This is a genomic window from Thiomicrospira sp. R3 (assembly GCF_029581415.1).
Taxonomy (GTDB): Bacteria; Pseudomonadota; Gammaproteobacteria; order Thiomicrospirales; family Thiomicrospiraceae; genus Thiomicrospira.
Map to the genome: position 1 here is coordinate 2065472 of NZ_CP121121.1, position 24277 is coordinate 2089748.

At 43.7% G+C, this 24277-nt stretch carries 18 protein-coding genes; 6 read left to right on the top strand and 12 right to left on the bottom strand.

Translation table 11 applies throughout. From position 1 onward, the window contains the following. Window positions 1-5 precede the first annotated feature (5 nt). Window positions 6-1076 (top strand): CAF17-like 4Fe-4S cluster assembly/insertion protein YgfZ, encoded by a 1071-nt coding sequence (gene ygfZ, locus P8S55_RS10545; protein ID WP_289224168.1) that lies wholly within the window; start codon window positions 6-8, stop codon window positions 1074-1076. 22 nt (window positions 1077-1098) lie between these two features. Here the strand turns inward: ygfZ and P8S55_RS10550 are convergent, their stop codons facing one another. The 8 genes from P8S55_RS10550 to P8S55_RS10585 form a co-directional block, all read right to left on the bottom strand. Then, window positions 1099-2607 (bottom strand): 3'-5' exonuclease, encoded by a 1509-nt coding sequence (locus P8S55_RS10550; RefSeq protein ID WP_289224169.1) that lies wholly within the window; start codon window positions 2605-2607, stop codon window positions 1099-1101. After that, window positions 2607-3083, bottom strand: a complete 477-nt coding sequence (gene greA / locus P8S55_RS10555; RefSeq protein WP_289224170.1) for a transcription elongation factor GreA — start codon at window positions 3081-3083, stop codon at window positions 2607-2609. Before greA ends, P8S55_RS10550 begins: the two co-directional genes overlap by 1 nt. A 72-nt stretch (window positions 3084-3155) precedes the next feature. Beyond that, window positions 3156-6371 carry a carbamoyl-phosphate synthase large subunit gene (carB, locus tag P8S55_RS10560; protein WP_289224171.1) on the bottom strand — a complete coding sequence of 1072 codons (3216 nt, stop codon included), beginning with the start codon at window positions 6369-6371 and terminating at the stop codon, window positions 3156-3158. 25 nt (window positions 6372-6396) lie between these two features. Then, on the bottom strand, window positions 6397-7542 hold the full coding sequence (carA, locus tag P8S55_RS10565; RefSeq protein WP_289224172.1) for a glutamine-hydrolyzing carbamoyl-phosphate synthase small subunit: 1146 nt from the start codon (window positions 7540-7542) through the stop codon (window positions 6397-6399). Window positions 7543-7767: 225 nt separating this feature from the next. Further along, a complete protein-coding gene (gene yoaA, locus P8S55_RS10570; protein ID WP_289224173.1) occupies window positions 7768-9684 on the bottom strand; it encodes a DNA repair helicase YoaA in 1917 nt (638 codons plus the stop codon). Between the two features lie 149 nt (window positions 9685-9833). Then, on the bottom strand, window positions 9834-10763 hold the full coding sequence (locus P8S55_RS10575) for a DHH family phosphoesterase (RefSeq protein ID WP_289224174.1): 930 nt from the start codon (window positions 10761-10763) through the stop codon (window positions 9834-9836). A 37-nt stretch (window positions 10764-10800) separates the two neighbouring features. After that, window positions 10801-11169: a thioredoxin gene (trxA, locus tag P8S55_RS10580; RefSeq protein ID WP_289224175.1), complete on the bottom strand. Its 369-nt coding sequence runs from the start codon at window positions 11167-11169 to the stop codon at window positions 10801-10803. Window positions 11170-11184: 15 nt separating this feature from the next. Continuing rightward, on the bottom strand, window positions 11185-12573 hold the full coding sequence (locus P8S55_RS10585) for a class II fumarate hydratase (protein WP_289224176.1): 1389 nt from the start codon (window positions 12571-12573) through the stop codon (window positions 11185-11187). A gap of 390 nt (window positions 12574-12963) precedes the next feature. On the opposite strand from P8S55_RS10585, the gene P8S55_RS10590 reads away from it, so the two are divergent. Further along, entirely contained in the window at window positions 12964-13635 is a 672-nt protein-coding gene (locus tag P8S55_RS10590) for a response regulator (protein ID WP_289224177.1), read from the top strand. 282 nt (window positions 13636-13917) lie between these two features. Next, window positions 13918-15453, top strand: a complete 1536-nt coding sequence (locus P8S55_RS10595) for a class I SAM-dependent methyltransferase (protein ID WP_289224178.1) — start codon at window positions 13918-13920, stop codon at window positions 15451-15453. Between the two features lie 63 nt (window positions 15454-15516). Here the strand turns inward: P8S55_RS10595 and P8S55_RS10600 are convergent, their stop codons facing one another. Then, window positions 15517-16065 (bottom strand): FxsA family protein, encoded by a 549-nt coding sequence (locus tag P8S55_RS10600; RefSeq protein WP_289224179.1) that lies wholly within the window; start codon window positions 16063-16065, stop codon window positions 15517-15519. A 183-nt stretch (window positions 16066-16248) separates the two neighbouring features. Between P8S55_RS10600 and P8S55_RS10605 the strand changes: the two genes are divergently transcribed. Next, window positions 16249-18513 (top strand): protein-disulfide reductase DsbD, encoded by a 2265-nt coding sequence (locus tag P8S55_RS10605; RefSeq protein WP_289224180.1) that lies wholly within the window; start codon window positions 16249-16251, stop codon window positions 18511-18513. An 85-nt stretch (window positions 18514-18598) separates the two neighbouring features. Here the strand turns inward: P8S55_RS10605 and P8S55_RS10610 are convergent, their stop codons facing one another. The 3 genes from P8S55_RS10610 to P8S55_RS10620 form a co-directional block, all read right to left on the bottom strand. Further along, window positions 18599-20776: a Tex family protein gene (locus tag P8S55_RS10610; RefSeq protein ID WP_289224181.1), complete on the bottom strand. Its 2178-nt coding sequence runs from the start codon at window positions 20774-20776 to the stop codon at window positions 18599-18601. Window positions 20777-21236: 460 nt separating this feature from the next. After that, window positions 21237-21662, bottom strand: a complete 426-nt coding sequence (locus tag P8S55_RS10615; RefSeq protein ID WP_289224182.1) for a type II toxin-antitoxin system VapC family toxin — start codon at window positions 21660-21662, stop codon at window positions 21237-21239. After that, the gene (locus P8S55_RS10620) at window positions 21659-21916 is read right to left on the bottom strand and encodes a FitA-like ribbon-helix-helix domain-containing protein (protein WP_289224183.1); all 258 of its coding nucleotides are present in this window, start codon (window positions 21914-21916) and stop codon (window positions 21659-21661) included. Before P8S55_RS10620 ends, P8S55_RS10615 begins: the two co-directional genes overlap by 4 nt. Before the next feature lie 552 nt (window positions 21917-22468). Here P8S55_RS10620 and earP point away from each other — a divergent pair. Then, the gene (gene earP, locus P8S55_RS10625; RefSeq protein WP_289224184.1) at window positions 22469-23608 is read left to right on the top strand and encodes an elongation factor P maturation arginine rhamnosyltransferase EarP; all 1140 of its coding nucleotides are present in this window, start codon (window positions 22469-22471) and stop codon (window positions 23606-23608) included. 35 nt (window positions 23609-23643) lie between these two features. Further along, on the top strand, window positions 23644-24207 hold the full coding sequence (gene efp / locus P8S55_RS10630; protein WP_289224185.1) for an elongation factor P: 564 nt from the start codon (window positions 23644-23646) through the stop codon (window positions 24205-24207). Window positions 24208-24277 lie beyond the last annotated feature (70 nt).

The window sequence follows — 24277 nt, forward strand, 5'->3', positions numbered from 1 at the left end:
ACAAAATGAATACAAAATGGCAAGCTTTTTTACAACAGCAGAATGCGCAACTGGATGATCAGGGCGCGATTAAGCAACTCGAATTTCCAGAATTGGAACGCATGCTCATTAAGCATGGACCCGTAATGACCAGCCTGGCCCATCATGCATTACTTAAAGTCTCTGGCGAAGACGCAGAAACGTTTCTTCAAGGCCAACTAAGCAATGATATCAAACAGGTCAATGAAGACTCTGCACACTACTCAGCCTATTGCGACCCCAAAGGTAATGTACTCGCACTATTTTTGATTTTTATGCATCAAGGTGATTACTTTTTAAGCTTTGATTATAGCCTAGCTGACGCGATTCAAAAACGCTTACAAATGTTTGTTATGCGCTCTAAAGTTACGATTAAGGCTGTCTGCGATGAATGGATACGACTTGGTTTTGCCGGACAGTTTGCTGACCTAGATATTCAACGTCGGTTAGATACCAAGTTAAAAAAAGAAATGGCTGTCACCCTCTCGAAAGAGCCAGGCCTGGAGCAAACGGTTATTATCAAAGTACCCGGCCCCTTCCATCGTTATGAAATCTTCGCCCCTGTAGAACAAGCAATGGAAAGCTGGAATAAGTTACGCCTTAATGGTGACATCACCAATATAAACGATTGGCGATTACTTAATATTGCGACTGGGCGTGCTGAGATAACAGCTGCACTCTCAGGCCAGCATCTGGCGCAAAGTTACAATTTCGATAAAACCGAGGTGATCAACTTTAAAAAAGGTTGTTACCCTGGTCAAGAAGTGATTGCACGTACTCATTATCGTGGCAAAGCCGCCAAACGTATGTTACGGATACACTTAGATGATCTAGTAGAAATGAATCCTGCCGATACACTTGAACTCATTGATAACAATGAAAAAACCTATAAACTTGATGTGGTGTTATCTAATCCGGATATTTTTGAAGGGTCTTTATGTTTAGCTATTGGTACGGTTAAATCTCTCGATTTAGCCAAAGGTCACTTAAAACTTGTCCGTACAGGGGGGCTAGCTAAAATTGAACCCCTACCCTATCCACTAATTGACGAAACCTAAAAATCATTGGGGTGCACCTAGGTTATGCGTGCATCCACTTCCTAAGATTCTTTGGCAAAACCAATACGCGCTTAGCGCGGGTTATGGCAACATAAATAACATTTAAACTCTCTTTGTAGCCAGGATGGCCATCATCAGGCCATTCAAAATCGGAAGCCAATACCACTTGATCAAACCCTAACCCTTTGGCTTTATGCACCGTGCTGATAAATACCTGTGTCTGTGAAGCATGCTGGGCGTACTTACCAAGTTTTTTTATTTTTTGCAGTGTTTCTGACTTATGGGTTTCTACAAACTTAACAATGGTTTTCCATTCCGCTTTATTGAGCTCTTCGGCCACCTCACTAAACTCTTGCCATGAGTTAAACAAACTTAGTTCAGCCGACTTGGGCGCTTTTCGGTCCCCTTGATATAAACCATAGGCAGACTCGATTAAACGTGTAACCTGATCCAAGCCGCCATTAATACAATAGCTAATGTTGCGTTGTAAACAAAAATCTGCAACCTCAAATACCTTTGCATTCGTTCGACACATCACTGCATAAGGTTTATAGGGGTCAAACCCTTGATTAATAGGTAAATCTTGACCCCGACCAACAATCTTTCTAGGTTCATTTAATTTTGTTAATAATTGATTTGCTAGGGCCGAAATATGTGCACCAAAACGAAATGAATGCGTCAGGGCATATTCTTTAAAAAACACATTTTCTAAAGTATTAATGGCATTACGCCATGCATAAATCTCTTGATGTTTATCACCAACCAAGATTTTTTGACAGGATTGTTGCGCTAAAATCGCCTGTAATACAGGATTCGTATCCTGCGCTTCATCGAGAAGAATAACATCATAGGCGAGCTTAGGTTTTCTTAACTGAAAGGCTTTAAGATAAGCATCATGCGTCATACCACATTCGCTGTTTGGATCAAGCATATTATTCGCAAGTTGCTGAACAATCGCCACCAACTGCCCAACAAAGGCTTGCTCTTCGCTAGGGCTAGCCGTGCTGCACCATTGCATAACGACCTCAGGAATATGTAACGCCTCTACCAATATTTCAGCTGAGTTTAGGTAATTAGCAAGGGTTTCACTAATCGCAATATTTACTTGAAAACGTGAACGACGAAAGGGATGCCAGTATTCAGGTTTATCTGAGTAGGCTTCTAAATCTTGATAGGGCAAAAATGCCCCTGCACGTTTAAGTTTTTGCTGATAACTGGGTTCAGCCTGCATCATAAAACGATAAGCCAAACTGTGCGCTGTTCGACACTCTACCCAGTTGGGAAAAAACTGACGCGCTTCGTCTGCAATCGCTTTATTAAACGCTAAATAGAGGATACGTTTAAACGTGAGGTGCTCTGCCACCCCTTTTAAGGTAGTGGTTTTGGTTGCACCAGCGAATGCCGGTATTTTAAAGCTTTCACCTGCCAGCGCAGCTTGAATAATCAATGACTGCTCTGGCGTGGCTTGCAAATGGCCTATCTGAAAATCAGTTTTTTCAGCGGCCATTTGGTTTGGAATAGCGGAAACCACTAAACGTAAAGCACCTCAAGAATTTCATAATCAATATCACCACTTGGTGCTTGAACTACGATTTCTTCACCTTCAGTTTTGCCAATTAATGCGCGTGCAATAGGCGAGTTTATTGATATTTTATTCGCCTTAACATCAGCTTCTTCATTGCCTACAATACGGTAGGATACTTCTTCATCCGTATCAATATTTAGCAACTTAACCGTTGCACCAAACACTATTTTTCCGTGCGCTTGAATTTGGGTAACATCAATAATTTGGACATTCCCTAAAATGCCTTCAATATACTTTATGCGAGCTTCATTCATACCCTGCTGTTCGCGGGCAGCATGGTATTCAGCATTTTCTTTTAAATCACCATGTTCACGCGCATCCGCAATCGCTTGCGTGATGCGCGGACGATCTTCTTTTTTTAAGCGATTCAATTCCATTTGTAACTTATCTGCACCTTCTTTGGTCATAGGGTGTTTTTGCATTTTCCTTCTCCTAAAAAACAAAAGAAGCCGGTACACAAGTACCGACTTCTTAGGTCATTTTAATATAAATTTTTAATATAAATCTTGAAGACGCTGCACGGGCTGCACGTCAAGATAATCCATCGCGGCAACGGTTGCAAATGCACCTGCCATTGTTGTGGTATAGCAAATTTTGTGCATTAAGGCTTCGCGGCGAATACCCGAGGAATCCTTGATGCTAACTGAACCGTCAGAAGTATTAACAATAAGATCAATTTCTTCATTTTTAATTGCATCAACAATGTTAGGGCGACCTTCAGCAACCTTGTTTATCAACTCGCACTCAATGCCTGCTTCAGCCAATGAAGCCGCTGTTCCTCGCGTTGCTACGATGCTAAAGCCCTTATGTTGCAAACGTTTAGCTAAATCAATTACCTTCACACGATCAGCCTTCCGAACACTTAAAAAAGCCTTACCTTGACTCGGTAAAATAGTGCTCGCGGCTAACTGCGCATTCGCATAAGCCTGGGCAAAGTTAACACCCACACCCATAACCTCACCAGTAGACTTCATCTCTGGGCCCAAAATAGGATCAACACCAAGAAATTTTATAAATGGGAAGACAGCTTCTTTCACGGAGTAATGCTTAGGCTTAACTTCCTTCTCAAAGCCTTGCTGTTTTAGCGTTTGGCCTACCATACAACGGGCGGCAATTTTAGCTAAAGGAACACCAATCGCTTTTGATACAAAAGGAACGGTTCTCGAAGCGCGTGGATTGACCTCTAAAACATAGATATCTTCACCTTTAACGGCAAATTGGGTATTCATCAAGCCGACTACATTAAGTGCTTTAGCCATTTTATAGACCTGATCGCGAATTTCATCTTGAATTTTTTCAGAGATGCTATAAGGAGGCAATGAACAGGCTGAATCACCCGAGTGAATCCCCGCTTGCTCAATATGCTCCATTAAGCCGCCAATCACTACCTGGTCTCCATCGCAAATCGCATCCACATCCAACTCGACGGCATCATCTAAAAAGCGATCTAATAAAACCGGTGAATCATTCGAAACTTTAACCGCCGTTTTCATATAACGAACTAAATCTTCTTCGCCATAAACAATCTCCATCGCTCGGCCACCCAAAACATAGGACGGGCGCACTACTAATGGATAACCGATTTCTTTAGCTAAAATAATAGCTTCATCTTCGCGACGCGCGGTTCTGTTTGGCGGTTGACGTAATTCAAGCTTATTAAGTAACTGCTGAAAACGCTCACGATCTTCAGCTAAATCAATCGAATCAGGTGATGTGCCAATAATGGGGACACCCGCGGCTTCAAGATCACGCGCTAGTTTCAGGGGCGTTTGACCACCATACTGTACAATTACGCCTTTTGGTTTTTCAACCGCGACAATCTCTAACACATCTTCCAGCGTAAGTGGCTCGAAATACAATCTATCTGAGGTGTCATAATCCGTTGAAACGGTTTCTGGATTACAATTGACCATAATGGTCTCATAACCATCTTCGCTTAATGCCATCGCTGCATGCACACAGCAATAATCAAATTCAATACCTTGACCAATTCGGTTTGGACCACCACCTAAAACCATAATCTTATCGCGATCAGTTGGTTGCGCTTCACACTCTTCTTCATAGGTTGAATACATATAAGCTGTAGAAGTGGCAAACTCGCCTGCACAGGTATCAACACGCTTATAAACCGGGCGAATACCCAAGGTATGACGGTACTTGCGAACCAGAGCACTGTCCGTTTTTAACAAGCTAGCAATCCGGTTATCCGAAAAGCCTCTACGCTTTAACTGACGTAAAAAACCTTTTTCAAGTGCATCCAATCCCTTTGCAACCACTTGAGCCTCAAACGCAACAATCTCTTGGATCTGCGCTAAAAACCAAGGATCTATCTTACTGACATCAAAAACCTGCTCAATTGTCCAACCAGAGCGGAATGCATCGGCTACATACCAAACACGATCAGGACCTGGGTCACGAAGTTCACGACGTAAAATATCGCGCACCTCCTTTTCATCCGTGGTCGCCATGTCAATCATTTCATCAAAACCGTTCATCCCGGTTTCAAGACCACGCAAAGCCTTTTGAATCGACTCTTGGAAATTGCGTCCGATTGCCATTACTTCGCCAACAGATTTCATCTGCGTGGAGAGCCTAGCTTGTGCCTGTGGGAACTTCTCAAAGGTGAAACGCGGCACCTTGGTTACGACATAATCAATTGAGGGTTCAAATGAAGCGGGTGTCGCACCATTTGTTATATCATTTTTTAATTCATCAAGCGTATAACCTACCGCTAACTTAGCCGCAATTTTGGCGATAGGAAATCCTGTTGCTTTGGATGCCAAGGCCGATGAACGTGAAACGCGTGGATTCATTTCAATAACAATCATCCGCCCATTTTCAGGGTTAACCGCAAACTGCACATTCGACCCACCGGTTTCAACACCAATTTCACGCAGCACCGCAATCGAGGCGTTACGCATAATCTGATATTCTTTATCCGTCAGGGTTTGAGCAGGCGCAACGGTGATCGAATCGCCGGTGTGTACACCCATCGGATCAAAGTTTTCAATCGAGCACACAATTATGCAATTGTCCTTACGATCACGCACCACTTCCATCTCAAACTCTTTCCAGCCTAAAATAGATTCTTCGATCAATAATTCTTTAGTCGGCGACAAATCAAGTCCAAACTTACAAATCTGCTCAAACTCTTCTTTGTTGTAAGCGATGCCACCACCCGAACCACCCAAGGTAAACGATGGACGAATGACTGTAGGAAACCCTAGATCCGCTTGAATTGCCCAAGCTTCATCCATATTGTGTGCGACTTCTGATTTTGGCATATCCAAACCAATCTTCGTCATCGCATGACGGAAACGATCGCGGTTTTCCGCCTTGTCGATCGCGTCTTCGCTTGCACCAATAAGTTTACAATTGTATTTTTCTAACACACCATTATGTGCCAAATCTAAAGCACAATTTAATGCTGTTTGCCCACCCATAGTGGGCAAAATAGCATCTGGACGTTCTTTTTCGATAATTCGCTCAACGACCTGCCAGGTAATCGGCTCAATGTAGGTGGCATCCGCTAAGTCAGGATCGGTCATAATCGTGGCCGGATTTGAGTTAACTAAAACGACACGATAGCCTTCCTCTTTTAGAGCCTTACAGGCTTGCGCACCGGAATAGTCAAACTCGCAGGCCTGACCAATAATGATCGGCCCAGCGCCTATAATCAGAATACTCTTTATGTCTGTTCTTTTTGGCATGTTAATCCCTTATTCTTGTGTTCAATTACCCGGCGTTAACTGATTTAAACTGTTTGATATTTTCGACAAACTGGTCGAACAATGAGGCGACATCATGCGGGCCTGAGCTGGCTTCTGGATGGCCTTGAAAACTAAATGCGGCCTTATCTGTTCTTGAAATTCCCTGTAAGGAACCATCAAACAAAGACTTATGCGTTGTTTTAAGATTGTCTGGCATAGTCGACTCATCAACGGTAAAACCGTGATTTTGAGCGGTAATTAAAACGCGGCCTGTCTCTAAATCTTGAACCGGATGGTTGCTACCATGATGGCCGAATTTCATTTTGACCGTTTGTGCACCACTCGCTAAAGCTAACAGCTGATGCCCCAGACAAATACCAAACACAGGGACATCTGTTTCTAAAATTTCTTTAATAGCATTAATAGCATAATCGCAGGGTGCTGGATCACCTGGACCATTAGATAAGAAAACGCCATCTGGATTAAGTGCAAGTACGTCTGGCGCCGATGTTTGTGCTGGAACAACCGTTATATGGCAACCACGATCTGCCAACATCCGCAGTATGTTTAATTTCACACCATAATCATAAGCAACAACATGATAAGGTTGCTGCCCAGCTCTTTCTATATGCCCCTGCCCCAGTTGCCAAGCCCCTTGCGTCCAGCGATAAGTGTCTTGTGTGGTGACCTCTTTGGCCAAATCCATACCCTTCAATCCTGCAAATGCGCGTGCTTTAGCCAAAGCTTGATCGGCATCAATATGTTCACCCGCTACAATAATGCCATTTTGCGCACCTTTTTCGCGCAGAATTCGGGTCAATTTTCGAGTGTCTATATCTGAAATAGCCACTACATTTTGCGCTTTAAGGTAATCGGGCAGGCTTTGGGTAGCGCGGAAGTTACTCATAACAACTGGACAATCCTTTACCACTAACCCTTGCGCCATAATACGAGACGACTCTTCATCCTCAGCATTAACACCAACGTTCCCAATATGTGGATAGGTTAAGGTAACAATTTGCTTGAAATAAGACGGATCCGTTAGGATTTCTTGATAGCCAGTTAGTGAAGTATTAAACACCACCTCACCTACGGATTCACCGTTGGCACCAATTGAAACCCCCCAAAACAACGTCCCATCTTCAAGCGCCAATAAAGCTGTGTAATTCATCTAATCGCCCGCCTAAATACTTAAAATGCACATACAAAAAACGGAACCTGCTCTTGAAACACAAGAACAAGCTCCGTTTAGAATTTAACTAGAATATGACCTCATGTCACCCTTAGCTTCGCGTCACAAAATCAAAAATTTAATTTTTATAATTTTAATTGATTGAACTGCTAAAGTCCAGAATAAAATACCTTACCTGAGGCTTTCAAATAAGATCTCATGAGCCTAGAGTTGCTTTAAAAAAGCTATGGCTTCGTCCGGCTGGTACACCCAGGGGAAATCAGGCAAGCTATTAACAATATTTTGACCATAGCGTTTTGTAGTAAAACGCGGATCACAAAGCACCAAAACCCCTTTATCATTCTGATCACGAATTAAACGCCCTACGCCTTGCTTTAAAGCCATAATCGCTTCAGGTAACTGAAAATGAGCAAAACCATTTAACCCTTTTTGCTTTAAGTAGCTCTCACGCGCCTGGACAATCGGATCATCAGGAGGTAAAAAAGGAATACGGTCAATTAATACAAGCTGTAAAGCCTGCCCCCTGACATCCACCCCTTCCCAAAAACTACTTGTACCCAGTAAGATAGCCGAGGCTTCTTCCCTGAAACGACTTAGTAATGCCGATTTTGAATCCTCACCCTGCACTAAAAGTAAACCTTTCCAATGATCTTGCAATAAGGCTTTTGCTTCATTTAAAGCCCGAAAACTAGTGAACAGCAAGAAGGCGCGACCATCGCTTGCTAACAGTAACGGCCAAACAGCTCGCATACATATCTTGATATAGTCGTCCGAGCGTGGATCAGGCAAACCAACAGGATGATAAATTAAACCTTGAGACTTATAGTCAAACGGACTAGGCCAAACGGCTGTAGAAGACTGAAACAATCCAAGTCTCTGCTTAAAATAATCAAAGCTATCACGCAGACTGAGTGTAGCAGATGTAAAAACCCAGCCTCCTCCAATGGCCTCTCTTTGACGCTTAAAGGGGTCTGCCACGCTTAAGGGTGTCATGTTAAGTTTAAAGCGCGCCTGTGATGACTCTGCCCATCTAACCTCACTATCCTTATCAGTTTCTAACCACATTTTAAGCTGCTGCTCAATTTCCTGACTACGTTTGGCTACCGCTGTTAATAGTTTCCCACGCTTTTCCAATGCTTTTAGATGATCAGCCAATACAGCTAAATGATTAATTAATCTTTCGAGCTGCTTGATAAAAACATCAGAACCAGAAAGCTGCTCCCAATTCCATCGCTTTTCCCACTTACCCAAGGCTTCGTTCACCAACTTTACCTGCTCTTGAAACAGGCTTAACCGTTCGATTAAATCCTCTGATTCAGGTGACTCAACCTCTTTGGCTTGCTTAATATCTCGGCACAGTTCTTCAAGCTGAAAGCGTGAAACTGAAAACCCAAGAAATTGAGCGGCTATATCGGGTAACTGGTGGGCTTCATCAAAAATATAACAATCGGCATTGGGCAACAACTCACCAAAACCCTGCTCTCTTAATGAAAGATCAGCGCAAAACAGATGATGATTAACAACTAAAACTTGAGCCTCGGCTGCTTTTAATTTTATTTTAGGATAAAAGCAGTCTGCCTCTTTATTACAAGATACTGCCTGACAAAACTCTAACCTTGCACATACCTTTCTGCTTAAAAGATCACTATCAGCAAATAAACCTGATTCAGACAAATCACCTGTTTTGGTTTTCTTCGCCCAATCTCGAAGCTTAGCAAGTTTTTGCCAATCTTCCCTGCTGTTTTTCTGCTGAGTTTCTGCGAGATGGAGTCGTTGTTCGCAAAGATAGTTTTCACGACCCTTTAACTGCATAACCACACCCTTAATACCACAAAGGTCTTTCAACAAAGGTAAATCTTTATCAATTAATTGCTGTTGTAAGTTTTTAGTCGCGGTAGAGATAATCACTTTTTTACCGCTCAACAAGGCTGGAACGAGATAAGCGAAGGTTTTACCTGTACCTGTTCCGGCTTCTGCTACCAATGTCGTTTGCTGCTCAAAACAAGAGGCTACCTGTTTTGCCATTTCAACTTGCGCTGATCGTGCACTAAAGTCAACAATCGCCTGCTTTAATTTTCCATCTTTACCAAGAAATGTTTCAACTTTTTCTTCAAGTGTCATGGGTAGAGTCCAAACAAATAAAATTCAAACCCACGCTTTAAACCATGAGAATTAAAAGCATAATAAGGAGAGAACTAGGGGGAAACAAGATTTATTAATTTTAAGCACACTTAGCGCCTAGTGTGCTTAAAGGATATAGTGATTACAACTTAACCGTCAGCATTAATTTTGTTAATCAAGTCTTTTAGTGTTTGTTCAGCTAAAGCGTTATCAACTTGACAGGTTCCTGCTGCACCATGACCTCCTCCATTATACTGAAGACATAATTCACCGACATTCGTGTTAGACGTTCTATTCAATATCGACTTCCCTATAGCAAATACGGTATTTTGCCGCTTTAACCCCCACAAAACATGAATGGAGATATTACTATCAGGATGAAGTGCATAGATGGTAAACCTATTAGTGGGATATATAATCTCTTCATCTCGCAAGTCTAGTACCACTAAATTGCCATACTGCTTTGAACAGCGAACGAGTTGCTCTTTTGCTTGTTGTTCATAGTTAAAATAAAGGTCTATACGCTCTCGAACATCAGGCAACTGACAAATTTGCTCAATTGTATGGTCGCGGCAATAATCAATCAACGCCATCATTAGCTGATAATTAGAAATCCTAAAATCTCTAAAACGACCCAAACCTGTTCTTGCGTCCATCAAAAAATTTAATAATGGCCAACCGGTAGGGTTCAATACCTCATCGCGTGAGAACTGAGCTGCGTCACCTTTATCGACAGCCTCCATAAGTTCATCCGTTATAGCGGGCAACTCAGCTTTACCGCCATAATAATCATAAACAACTCTTGCTGCAGAAGGTGCATTGACATCAATGATATGATTACTCTTTTCTTTGTTACGAATTTTTTCACTCAAATGATGGTCAAATGCTAAATGACATCCCTCAACATAAGGCAGATTGGTTGTAATGTCATGTGAACCTATCTCAACCTTGCCGTCCTGCATATCTTTTGGGTGCACAAATAAGATATCGTCAATCAAATCCATCTCTTTCAAAATAACGGCACATACCAATCCATCAAAATCACTACGCGTGACTAAACGAAACTTTTCTTTGCTCATGCTGAATCCTTGGATAATAAAAACTAAAAACTATCAATTAATCATTAGCTTGACCTTGTGCAACATCCTGGTGAACTTTTGCCATATCCAACTCGCAAAGCTGAGTAATCGCCTGCTCCAGGTTGCTCATTGGCAAGGCACCAGGGTTGGCATACACAACTACTTTCTCTCTCATTAAAGCGATAGTCGGAATAGAGCGAACTTGAAACATCTCAGCCAACTCCTGCTCTTCTTCAACGTTTACCTTGGCAAATAAAATATCTGGATGCTTGAGTGAAACCTCTTCAAACACAGGGCCAAATTGCTTACACGGCCCACACCACTCTGCCCAAAAATCAAAAATAATCATGTCATGCTCAGCGATCGTTTTTTCAAACTCAGCTGAGGTCAGGTTAATAATTGGCATAATATTCTCCTATCTCTAATCTAATGCCGGTGTTCCACCCAAAGTTAGCTTGGCTGGATCAAGGTACATCTCTAGGGTTGCCCGATCCAAATCTGTCATTTCTAATGCCACATCTAAAACTGGACGCTTTGAGCGATAAGCTTCCTTAGCAATGGCAGCTCCCTTTTCATAGCCTACCACAGTATTTAACGCTGTGACTAGGATCGGGTTGACATCAAGCGCTTTTTTAAGCGTAACCTGATTAACCACAAAACCCTTAATGGCTTGATTGGCCAACTGAACAGAAGCATTTGACGCAATCTTAATTGAATAGAGTAAATTATCTGCGATCATCGGTAACATTACATTTAACTGAAAACTACCCGATTGCGCACCTAGGGTAATGGCTGTGTGATTTCCGGTAATCTGAGCGCAAACCATGGCAACGGCTTCCGGAATAACGGGATTGACCTTTCCTGGCATGATTGAGCTTCCTGGTTGTAATGCAGGCAACTGAATTTCACCCAAGCCCGCTAATGGACCCGAGTTCATCCAACGTAAGTCATTCGCAATCTTCATTAAACTCGCTGCCAAAACATTTAACTGACCACTCAACTCCAACACAGTGTCCTGACAACTTAAACCGATAAATAAATTGGGCATGGGTGAAAAGTTATAACCCAGTGAGCGAGTGAGCTCATCGCAAAAAATGGTAGAAAATCCAGGGTCGGCATTGATACCCGTTCCGACCGCTGTGCCCCCTTGAGGCAATAGCAGCAAACGTGTTAGGCTGGACTCAAGCCGTGAAATATTATCAATAATCTGTTGGCGCCAAGCATGTATTTCTTGACTGAACTTAACAGGCATGGCATCCATTAGGTGAGTACGGCCGGTTTTAACAATACCAGCAAGCTCGATAGCCTTTTCATCAAGTGTTTTAACGAGATGCTGAAGACTTGGAATTAACTGTTCACTCAACGCAATAACCGCACTAACATGAATGGCTGTAGGGACAACGTCATTCGAACTTTGACTCATATTAACATCATCATTAGGATGAATCTCAATGCCTGACAAATGGGTTCCTAATGCCGCCAACACCTCATTCATATTCATATTAGAACTGGTTGCCGAACCCGTTTGAAATACATCAACGGGAAACTGATGATCATGGTACCCATTTAACACCTCTTCAACGGCTGCAGCAATAGCTTGTTTTTTGTCTTCAGGCACTAAACCCAATTTAAAATTCGCTTGCGCACATGTACGCTTTGCAATTGCCAGTGCATAAATAAACGCCATCGGCATGCTACGACCACTAATGGGAAAATTATTAATGGCGCGCTGTGTTTGCGCACCATAAAGTGCATCAATAGGAACTTCGAGCGTACCCATACTATCTTTTTCAAGTCGCGTCTGAATCATAATTTATTTCTCATTATTAAAATTTGATAATTAACCCAATAAAAAAGCCTACAATACTTACACATAACTATGCATAATAGTTGTACAGAACAGGGGTGTTGATTTTTTTGTTTATTTGAAATTATTTTACGCAGAACTCTCTTAAATTCCCATTATTAAAACAATTGATAAGCCTAAAATACAAAAAACACCTAGTCTTAAATTCTCTTTAACTGTAAAAAACCTAAAAAACAGTTTAGTTGATTTTTATACATGTTAAACTTACTAACCAAAATTGAGAGTTGACTGACTTTTTAAAAGATTTGAAAAATTAGGAATTATGCTACTTTTACGCATAGCACTTTATTCCATATAACAACAAACCCACTGATTAAAGGGAAAGCTAACATTATGGCAAAAAAAATAAACTTACTACTTGCTGAAAACCATGGCTTGGTAAGAGAATCGCTTAAACTTTTGATCGAAACCGATCCAAATTTCAAGGTCGTTGCTGAGGCTGAAGACGGCATTGTTTGCATGGAACAAGTTCGTGCGAAAGATCCCGATATTGTAGTGCTTGGTTTATCTATGCCAAAGCTAAATGGTCTTAACACCATTTCTCAACTAAGAAGGCGTCATCAAAACACAAAGGTTTTTGTGCTGACTGCAGCCGAAACACCTACTGTGTGGCAAGAAGCTCTCGAACTGGGTGCGCATGGTATTGCCACCAAACATATAAGCAAAAAAGAACTTCTTGCTGGTTTCACTAAGGTTTTCGAGGGCGAACGTTTTATCTCAGAAGAAATTAAACCCCATGTTGTTAACCTCTTGGATGCTGACGCAAACATCAAGAAAAAACGCAATATGCGCAAATTGTCTGTTCGTGAAAAACAAGTTACAAAGTTAATAGCTGAAGGATGTAAAACTAAAGACATCGCCGAAATGCTTGAGATTAGCGATCGCACTGTTTCAAAACACCGTGAAAATTTAATGACAAAACTCGGCGCAACCTCGCCAGCTGAAATTACTCATTACGCAACGGATTCTGGTCTAACCAAAGTTAAGCTTCTTGAAATAGAATAACGCCTAGAGTTAAAATCAACGCCCATTAAAAGGCGTTGATTGACCATTTCGGCTTATCACAGGCCACTCCACATGCCAAACACTCACCCTTAAGGTTTTTAACATAGGACAAAATCCGATAAATAAAACAAGTTCACATTTTCAAACATAAATTCTATCCAGCTTAAAGCTGAGTCATTCGTTAATATATCTACCCTTACAAATATTAAAAGCGCTATCAACAAATCCATTCGTATCAAGTATGATAGTTGGATTAAAAACTAACGACAAGGATGGAAACCCATGGCAAACTGGAGCGCAGGTTATGCAGCTGATGTTGACTACACCTTTGGCTACTTTAAAGAACTTAACCCCCTCACCCTTAAATTAGCCCTTATTGACGCAGGTATAGCGCCTCCCGACATATCCACTGCATGCGAACTAGGGTTTGGCCAAGGGGTCAGCATCAATATTCATGCCGCTGGCTCCGCAACAAAATGGTATGGCACAGACTTTAGTCCCACTCAAGCGGGTTTTGCCCAACAACTGGCCCAAGCCTCCGACAACCAGGCCCATTTATTTGACCAAGCCTTTACAGACTTTGTTAAACGAGAAGATCTACCTGACTTTGACTTTATTTGTTTACACGGAATCTGGAGTTGGATATCGGATGAAAACCGTTCATTGCTCGTCGATTTTATCGCACGTAAACTTAAAGTAGGTGGTGCACTTTTTATAAGCTATAACGGCCCCGCTGGATGGGCCAATATGATACCTATTCGACACCTGCTCAATCAATATGCAGAACACATGGCGCCAAAGGGCACAAGCGCAATTGAAAAAGTACAATCTGCATTCAGCTTTGCCGAAAAACTAATCGCCATGAATCCTGGTTTTTTGCAAGCCAACCCTCAGGCACTTAAATCATTCAATGTTGTTAAGAATCAAGACCCCATTTATCTAGCTCACGAATATTTCAGCGCTGATTGGAAACCCATGCCTTTTTCAGACATGGCCGCCTGGTTAGCGCCATCAAAATGTGATTACGTCTGCTCAGCGCACAGCCTTGACGAGGTTAATGCAATTAACCTAACCGAAGCCGAAGAAGCCTTAATTAACCAACAAACTAATCCAATCTTTCGTGAAACCATTCGCGATCTATGCATGAATCAACAATTTCGACGAGACATATGGGTAAAAGGCCCTCGAAAGCTTGATCAGTTTGAACAGATGGAACAGCTTATGGAGTTGAGATTGGTGCTGATTCAACTTCGATCTGAAGTCGAACTCAGTGTTAATGGCATGCTTGGCCCACTCAAATTAAAAGCAGAAACCTACAGCCCTATTCTTGATTTTTTTGCCGATTACCGGGTAAAAACAATCGGCGAACTACTCAGCGCTATGCAAACGTTTGACATCCCGTTCGAAAAAATCATGCAGGCCATTATGGTCTTGACGGGCAAAAACACGCTTGCTTTGGCGCAAGACCCAATGCAAATAGAGCAAGCACGCCACAAAACAACAAAACTAAATCAATTTATTTTGAAAAAAGCACGCGCAAGTGATTCACTCTTGACTCTGGCCAGCCCAGTAACCGGAGGGGGGATAGAACCTCAAGGCTATGAGATGTTATTTATGTTAGCGATGCAGTTTGGGCACTCAACGCCAGAAACCATCGCTAAATTTGTCTGGGGGTTACTCAAACAGCGTGGCATTCGCCTTTATCACCAAGGTCAAGCTTTAGAAACGGATGCAGACAATCTCGACGCACTGCAACAGCAAGTCGCGTTTTTCCTTGGTGAGCCTGCTCAACTCTATCAAGCATTAGGAATTATCTAACAGAGGTTCATTTCGCTCTAAGGTTAAGGTTGAGGTTACCTTAACCCCCCAAGATTTAAAGCATTACTTTTTATTATTGGAATTCAGGTCATCAATAACTTCACCTTCAATAACATCGCCCTTGCTATCATTTTTACCTGTTGGACCTTTAGGATGACTTGAATGGCGTCGAGTTACCTGATGGTATTCAATTCGACCTGCCTCCGAGTCGCGAACCGTCCATTCTGCATAAACATACTGATTAAAGCCTTGTGCTTTTTTTGTCGCTTTAGCCAACCAGCGTTTTGCCAAAAAGACACGTAATGGTGGAACAAGCAATAACAAACCCATCACATCCGTAACCAGGCCTGGTAGTAACAAAGCGACCCCACCAATAAAAACCAGCATACCTTCAAGCACCTGCTGCTGAGGATGTTCACCTTGAGCGATGCTTAGTTGCGCCTGTTTTACAACCTGTATGCCTTGATACTTCATCATTAACCCACCTAAGGCTGCGGTTGAAATGGTCAATAAAATCGTGGGCAAGGCACCAATAGCCGACCCGACTTCAATCAACACATAAAGCTCAAGCAGAGGAACAACAATAAACAACAAAAATAAAATTTTAAACATTACTGCCTTCTTAATTTATCGACACAAACTTCTTGATACATGGCCATAATAACCTTATTTTCAAGGACTGTAGAATGAAAAAGCTAATCAAAACCTAATCCTTAAACCTTTCAAGGTTCGACTAGTGCTAAATATAGCGATTCTGATAGAATCACTCAACATATAACATAATAGGGTACAAACATGTTGAATCAAACTATTGATTACACAAAAAAATGGCTACAACTGAGTTTGCTCATGCTGTTAGGCTTATTTGCACAATCATCGTTTGCCATGATGGGTGACGATCTGCTCGATGCAGATGACGCGTTTAGCTTACAAACTGTGGTAGTTAATGATAAAGAGTTACAAGTATCTTGGAAAATTGCCAAGGACTATTATCTCTACAAAGATCGCATTTCGGTTGAGTCAAACGACATTCAACTGTCAAACCCTATTTTCCCAGCTAGTGTTCGTAAGAATGACCCTTTTTTTGGCCAAGTTGATGTTTTCCTAAAAGACTTCATGATTCGCGTGCCTTATCAAGCAACGGCTCAAGCGACCCAAGGTACTGCTGAACTCACCATAAAATATCAAGGCTGCTCAGAAAAATACGGTGTCTGTTACCCTCCGCAAACCAAAACCGTTAGGGTTAATTTACCCACGCCTTCATCCACGTCAACACAACCTTCGTTAAACAACGTAAGCTCATTACAAGAACTCAATGCGCTCCTTGCCTCCTCAACCGGCTTTGATTCGGGTTTGCTTGATGTAGATGCCGCCTTTGCTTTTTCTTCTAGCCAAAATGGTCAAGGAGAGCTTATCATCCAATGGCAAATTGCAGACGGTTATTACCTATACCGCGACAAAATTCAAGCGCGAATCTTTGAAGGCAATGCGACGCTAGGTGAAATCCAGACCCCAGCTGGCAAACAAAAAGACGACCCACTTTTTGGCTCGGTTGAAGTCTATTATGGTCAAGTTCAAGCGATACTTGCCATTCATGATGTTACAGGCCCCGTTACGGTAGAAATTGAATATCAGGGTTGTGCAGATGTAGGCGTGTGCTACCCGCCGGAGCGCAAAACCGTAACGCTTGATCCCGCTAACTTTGGCTCACCCGCCACCGCTGCGCCCTTGGCAAGCACCCCAGACCGCAGCCAAATGTCCGAATCAGACCGTATTACCGACACACTCATGAACGCCAACCTTTGGGTGGTCGTACTCACCTTCTTTGTGTTTGGTTTACTCCTGTCGTTCACGCCTTGTGTTTTCCCAATGATTCCGATTTTATCGAGTATTATCGTTGGACAAAGTGCAAAAACAGGCCAACCGATTTCCACTCGCCGCGCGTTTATTATGTCACTGGTATTTGTTTTGGCGATGGCTGCGGCTTATACCATTGCGGGCGTTCTAGCAGGCCTGTTTGGCGCAAACCTTCAAGCCACGCTACAAAACCCATGGGTTCTGGCCAGTTTTGCACTTGTATTTGTTCTGCTTGCGCTCTCTATGTTTGGATTTTACGAAATCCAACTTCCGAGCAGCTTACAAAGCAAACTTACCAATATTTCTAATAAACATCAGGGCGGTTCACTCACTGGTGTGGCCATTATGGGCTTTTTATCAGCGCTGATTGTTGGGCCTTGTGTTGCCCCTCCACTTGCGGGCGCGCTGATCTATATCGGACAAACTGGTGATGCCTTGCTGGGTGGTTTAGCGCTATTTGCAATGAGCATTGGTATGGGTGTACCCTTATTACTACTGGGTACTTCAGCGGGCAAACTCTTACCTCGTGCAGGCGCATGGATGAACACGGTAAAAGCCGTATTTGGTGTGCTACTTCTCGCTGTTGCCCTCTGGCTAGCCGACCGTATTATGCCTGACTGGTTAACCCTGGTGGCTTGGGCCTCACTGCTGATTGCCTCAGCTATCTATATGGGCGCACTTGAACCCATTGGTGATAAGTCAAACTGGCACAAGCTTTGGAAAGCCATGGGCCTAGGCTTATTGGTTTATGGTCTTGTGCTGATTATTGGCCTAGCGGGTGGTTCGCGTGACCTACTCCAGCCGCTTAAAGTCTTCCAAGGCGGGGGCAGCGCAGCGCAACAAGAAGCTAAACTGCAATTTGAATACATTAACTCATTGGACGAGCTTAACGCTCGCATCGGCAAAGGCCAACCCGTAATGCTTGATTTTTATGCCGATTGGTGTGTAAGTTGTCATGAGATGGAACGCCTTACTTTTAGCGATCCAGGGGTTCAAGCCGCACTGGCGGGGGTAACCCTGCTAAAAGCGGATGTAACGGCCAACAACACTGACCACCGTGCGCTGATGCGTGAATTGGGCATTGTTGGCCCCCCCGCTATTCTGTTCTACAACCCACAAGGCCAAGAGCAACGTGGACAGCGTGTAGTCGGTTTTCAAAATGCTGAAACCTTTAGGGCGAATATTAACGCTGCTTTAAACTAAGTTTAAACGGAGTCCCTAGAACTAAGGCCGCAATCGCGGCCTTTTTTATAGTTGTGTTAGCGCATTAGTGCGGCAAACTTATCGGCTAAGGTACCCTAGCCGCCGACTTCATCGACAAGCTAATGCGTTTTCGTGATGCATCCACGTCCAGTACGCTAACCTGAACAATCTGCCCTGCTTTGACCACTTCACGTGGATCACTAACAAACTTATCCGCTAAATGAGAAATATGCACTAAGCCATCTTGATGAACCCCAATATCCACAAAAGCACCAAAATGCGTAACATTCGTGACCACACCCTCTAGCACCAGGCCTGGTGCTAGATCTTTTATCTCGGTAACCGCTTCGTTAAATGTCGCTGTTTTAAAACTTGGCCGTGGGTCACGACCCGGCTTTTCTAATTCACTGACAATATCACGCAGCGTTGGTAAACCAACCTGTTCCGTTACAAAGTCCTTGAGTTGAATTTTTTTTATTTGATCTGGTGCACCAATCAGCTTGCCTAATTCAACGTTCAAACCCTTAGCCATCTGCTCAACAATACCATAGGACTCAGGATGCACCGCTGACTGGTCTAATGGATGGTCACCGTTACGAATCCGCAAAAAGCCCGCACACTGCTCAAAGGCTTTAGGCCCTAAACGTGCTACCTGCTTAAGTTGCTTGCGGTTTGAAAACGAACCGTTTTCATCACGCCAATCCACAATAGATTGCGCTAATCGTCCCGACAAACCCGACACATAACTAAGCAACGCCACGGAGGCCGTATTTAAATCCACACCCACCGAGTTGACGCAATCCTCAACCGTCGCTTGCAAAGAGTGGGCGAGCGCAGCCTGGTTAACATCGTGTTGATATTGACCCACACCTATCGCCTTGGGTTCAATCTTAACCAACTCAGCTAACGGATCTTGTAACCGCCGACCTATGGATACAGCTCCACGAATTGACACATCCAGATCAGGAAATTCTTTTTGCGCTAACTCAGAGGCGGAATAAACCGATGCACCGGCCTCGGAAACCACGACCTTTTGCGCCTGGCTTAAGTTAAACTCTTTTAAGGTCTCCGCCACCAGTTGCTCGGTTTCGCGTGAAGCGGTACCATTGCCAATACTCACCAGCTCAACGCTAAACTGCTCAATCAGCTTAGCGATTTTTTGTTTGCTGGCCTGCCATTGGTTTTGTGGCTGATGAGGATACAGAGTATCGGTCGCCACCAGCTTACCGGTTGAATCCACAACAGCAAGCTTAACCCCACTGCGATAACCCGGGTCCAAGGCTAGGGTCACCTTAGCGCCTGCCGGAGCCGCTAATAACAAGTCTTTTAAATTCTGCGCAAAAACATCTATCGCCCCCTGCTCAGCCTGTTCACGCAAACGACTAAACAACTCGTTCTCCAACGACTTAGCTAGCTTTAAGCGCCAGGCCTGGTGAATAACCTGCTTAAAAAATAATTCTGCGGGTTGACCGCTTAGATTTAATTGATGATAACGGCGTATGGTTTCTAAAAATGGATGAGTGGCTGGCTGTGCATCAGGAAGATCAAGTTTTAGTCTTAATACGCCACTCTGCTCACCTCGAAACAAGGCCAACGCCCGATGCGATGGAATTTTAGCAATCCATTCACGGTATTCATAATAATCTTGAAACTTCTCGCCCTCATCAATAGCATTTTTAATTTTGAGGCTTGTGACCTCTCCCTGCTTCCAAAACGATTCACGTAATTGAGCGACCAGGCCTGGTTCTTGCGCCAACAGATCAACCAAAATATCCTGCGCACCACTTAACGCTTGTTCTAAGGTATCAATCCCTTTTTCGGCACGGATATACCCCAGGGCTTCGCGCTCAGGGTCAAGTGACAAATTCGCCAACAAGGCCAAGGCCAAAGGCTCCAGGCCTGCTTCTCGTGCTTTTGTCGCTTTGGAATTTCGTGCGGGTTTAAAAGGACGATACAAATCCTCTAACTCGGTTTTGCTCTGACAGGCTTCAATTTCAGCCCGCAGTTCAGGCGTTAATTTCTGTTGTGCTTCAATACTGGCAACAATGGTTTGCTTGCGATCGGCCAAGCTAGTTAAATAACTCAAGCGGGTTTCGAGTTGACGCAATTGAACATCATCTAAACCCTGCGTGACCTCTTTACGATAACGCGCAATAAACGGCACAGACGCACCCTCAGCAAATAGCTTAATCGCGGCCGCCACCTGAGACGAATTAATATTTAATTCCTTGGCAATAATGCCCGCAACATTCATACTCGTCATCTTTTCTCTCTTTCGTTTATTTTAAAGGTGTGAACTGTCAACTCTCATCCCATAACATGTCACACAGGACTTCAAACCACGTATCAAAATCAATATTATCTTTTGGCATAACAGCCAACCATTTTATTTAAACTAAAAACCTACCGCCAAAATAGACTAAATAATCACCACCTTGCTCCACTTGCAGAACAATGGCGTAAGCGGTGGTAATCGACTTCCCACCAGCTCCCCAAAGTTTGGGGAAACATCGCTACTGCATGAATTCAAACTGTTGCGGGCGGCGCTGCTTGGTAACACGGTGATCCTCTTTAGTTGCCTTGCAATGATCCCAATCACGATCTTCATAAGTAATATCACTTGCACCTGTAAACGCCCCTCTGCCTAAAGCGACTCGACTTGAATGCCGTGTAGATATGACGCGAATGGGTGCGGCGCGAAAGCACACTCTAGCTCTCGCTTTTCATTGCCGTGCATTCCAAGGGTTGATGACGTTCAGCCCGGCAGCCTCAAAAGGGGTGGTGTCACGGGTGGCGACGGCGAAGCTGTTGGCGAGGGCAACGGCTACAATGAAGGCATCGGCCGTTTCAACGGCCAAGCCAGCAGCGCGGGACGTGGCCAGCAGCTGGGCATAAGCCTTTGTGCAAGCCATATCGAACAACAACACCCGGTTGGCGAACATCGGCAGCAAGCGCTTTTCCAAGTTTTCATGCAGGCTGGCACGGCGCCTTCCGGCCGGCATCAGCGCGATACCCGCACGCAGCTCGGCTACCGTGATCGCGGACAGGTAGAGCGTTTCCAGCGCTTGCGCGTCGATCCAGTCAAGGACACGAGCATTAGGCTCCTGACGTTGCGTCTCCGAAATCACGTTCGTATCGAGCAGGATCATTCGAAGCTCGCCGCACAGGCCGGAGACTTGATGCGCACGCTCTCAAACAAGGCGTGCTCTTCATCGGTCAGGCCGCCCGCCTCGCGGGCGATGGAGGCCAAGAACGAGCCAAGTTTCACGCGGCCCTCGGGCTTCGCGGCCCGCTCCAAGATGTCGCGGATTTCGGCCTCGGTGCTGCGGCCGTGGTGGGCGGCTTGGATTCGGATAGCCCGATGCACCTCATCGGGCAGATTTCTTACGTTCACGTTTGCCATTTGGTATATCTCCATGAATAACCATCAATGCACCCATTGTATAGCAATGATACCAAAGCGCAAGCGTTTTAGAGTCCACAAACGGTGGTAACGCATAGCATAACCATTGCTAGCCATATAAAGCTGGACTGTCAACCCTTTTTCTTTATTGGCGCGACGGTATTTGTCAACCCAGCCTAAAGCGTGTTGTCTTTGATGTCTAAATCGCGCGCTATTTGCGCAATCGTTTTTGACCCTTCAAGCGCCATTTCAATCGCTTGTTAATTGAGTTGGTCGTCATAGCGTTTTGGGTGTTTCATTGTCATTTTTCATTCCTCGTATTTCAGTTACATTTTAACGTGTCTTTGTGTACGAAGGATTGTAGCCAGTCCAGCCTATGTCTAATCAATCTACTTGATTTTGCCCCCAGCTTATTCAAATGGGATAAGACATCAGCGCTACTTACAAAATTATCAAACGAACCATAAACACTTTTAAACCGATTGTAAAGCTATTAACCCGCTTAAATTTAATGCTAGACTTGCCTATTTAAACCATAAAGTCATGAAAACCATGAAAAAACATTGGGAACTATTTTGTCGGGTTATTGACAATTACGGTGATATTGCCGTGTGTTGGCGGCTGGCAAAAACACTCACACAGGATAATCAAATAAAGGTGCGCATCTGGGTTGACGACTTAAGCACCTTAAAAGCCCTAGTGCCCGCCACCGACCGCCGCGCACTGAAACAGCAACTTGAAGGTATTGAGGTTTTTTACTGGTCTGACCCCTGGAGCGATGTAAGCATTCAACCGGCTGAGGTAGTTATCGAAACATTTGGCTGTTCATTACCAGAGGCTTATTTACAGCGCATGCAACAACATCGACCCGTATGGATTAATCTGGATTATTTTAGTGCCGAACCCTGGGTGTGCGATTTTCATCGTATGCCTTCAAAACAAGCTAATGGTTTAGATAAGTTTTTTTTCTATCCCAGTGTTTTAGAGCAAACAGGTGGCTTAATGCGTGAAGCCAGCCTGCTTGAGCAACGCCAAAGCCACTTAGCGCAACCTGAAAGTTCAGCATGGTTAAGCCATCTAGGTCTAAAACTGAGTGCTAAGCCGAGCTTAAAGATTTCCTTGTTTGGCTATAGCAATCCTCAACTTCCTGCGCTCCTTGATAGCTGGATCAATGCACACCAACCGATCGAGGTTTTTCTGCCACAAGGTCAACTTCATCAGCAAATCGAACAGTGTTTACAGCTAAACTTAGAGCCAGGTAAAAGCGTTCATACTAACCAACTCACACTCCACAGCCTGCCTTTTCTGCCCCAAGCTGATTTCGACAAACTCTTATGGCACTGTGACCTAAACTTTGTTCGGGGAGAAGAATCCTTTGTCCGCGCACAATGGGCCGCCAAACCCTTTGTTTGGCATATCTACCCAACCGATGATCAAGCACACTGGACAAAACTAGATGCGTTTTTTGATCGCTATACACAGGGATTAGCCACAGACTTAAAAAAAGTCATTAGCCTTTTTAACAAGGCCTGGAACCAAGCTCACCATCAACAGCTTGACCACCAGGCCTGGTTAGATCTGATTCAACAACTTGATAACTGGCAGCAGCATAGCCAAGACTGGGTGACTTATCTCAACGAACTGGGGGATTTAACATCTAATCTAGTCAAATTTGTTGAAAGCAAGGTATAATGCGACGATTTTTTACATTTTTCAGGGAAAACGAGATGAAAACAGCACAAGAATTCCGAGTCGGTAACGTATTTATGCTTGGTAACGAACCTATGGTTGTTCTAAGAACAGAATTTAACAAATCAGGTCGTAACTCGGCTGTGGTTAAAATGAAGCTTAAAAACTTATTAAACGGCAGCGGTACCGAACAAGTGTACAAAGCCGATGACAAGTTTGAGCCGGTTATTCTTGAGAAAAAGCCTTGTACCTATAGCTACTTTACCGATCCGTTATTTGTATTTATGGACGAAGAGTACAACCAGTACGAAATTGAAAAGGACAACTTAGGTGACGCCATCAACTTTATCGAAGACGGTATGGAAGATCAGTGCGAAGTGACCTTCTATGAAGGCAAGCCTATTTCTATTGAAATGCCAACCATTATTGTACGTGAAGTCGCCTATACTGAACCAGCAGCACGCGGCGATACATCAGGTAAAGTAATGAAAGTAGCGCGTTTAAATTCAGGCTATGAACTACAAGTTGCTTCTTTTATCGAAATTGGTGAACGTATTGAAATTGATAGCCGTACCGGTGAATTCCGCAAACGTGCGCAATAACTCGATTTAACTGAAACCTATCTTACCCCCGAGGGTTAATTTAGGTTTTCAGCATAAACCAAAAAACCCA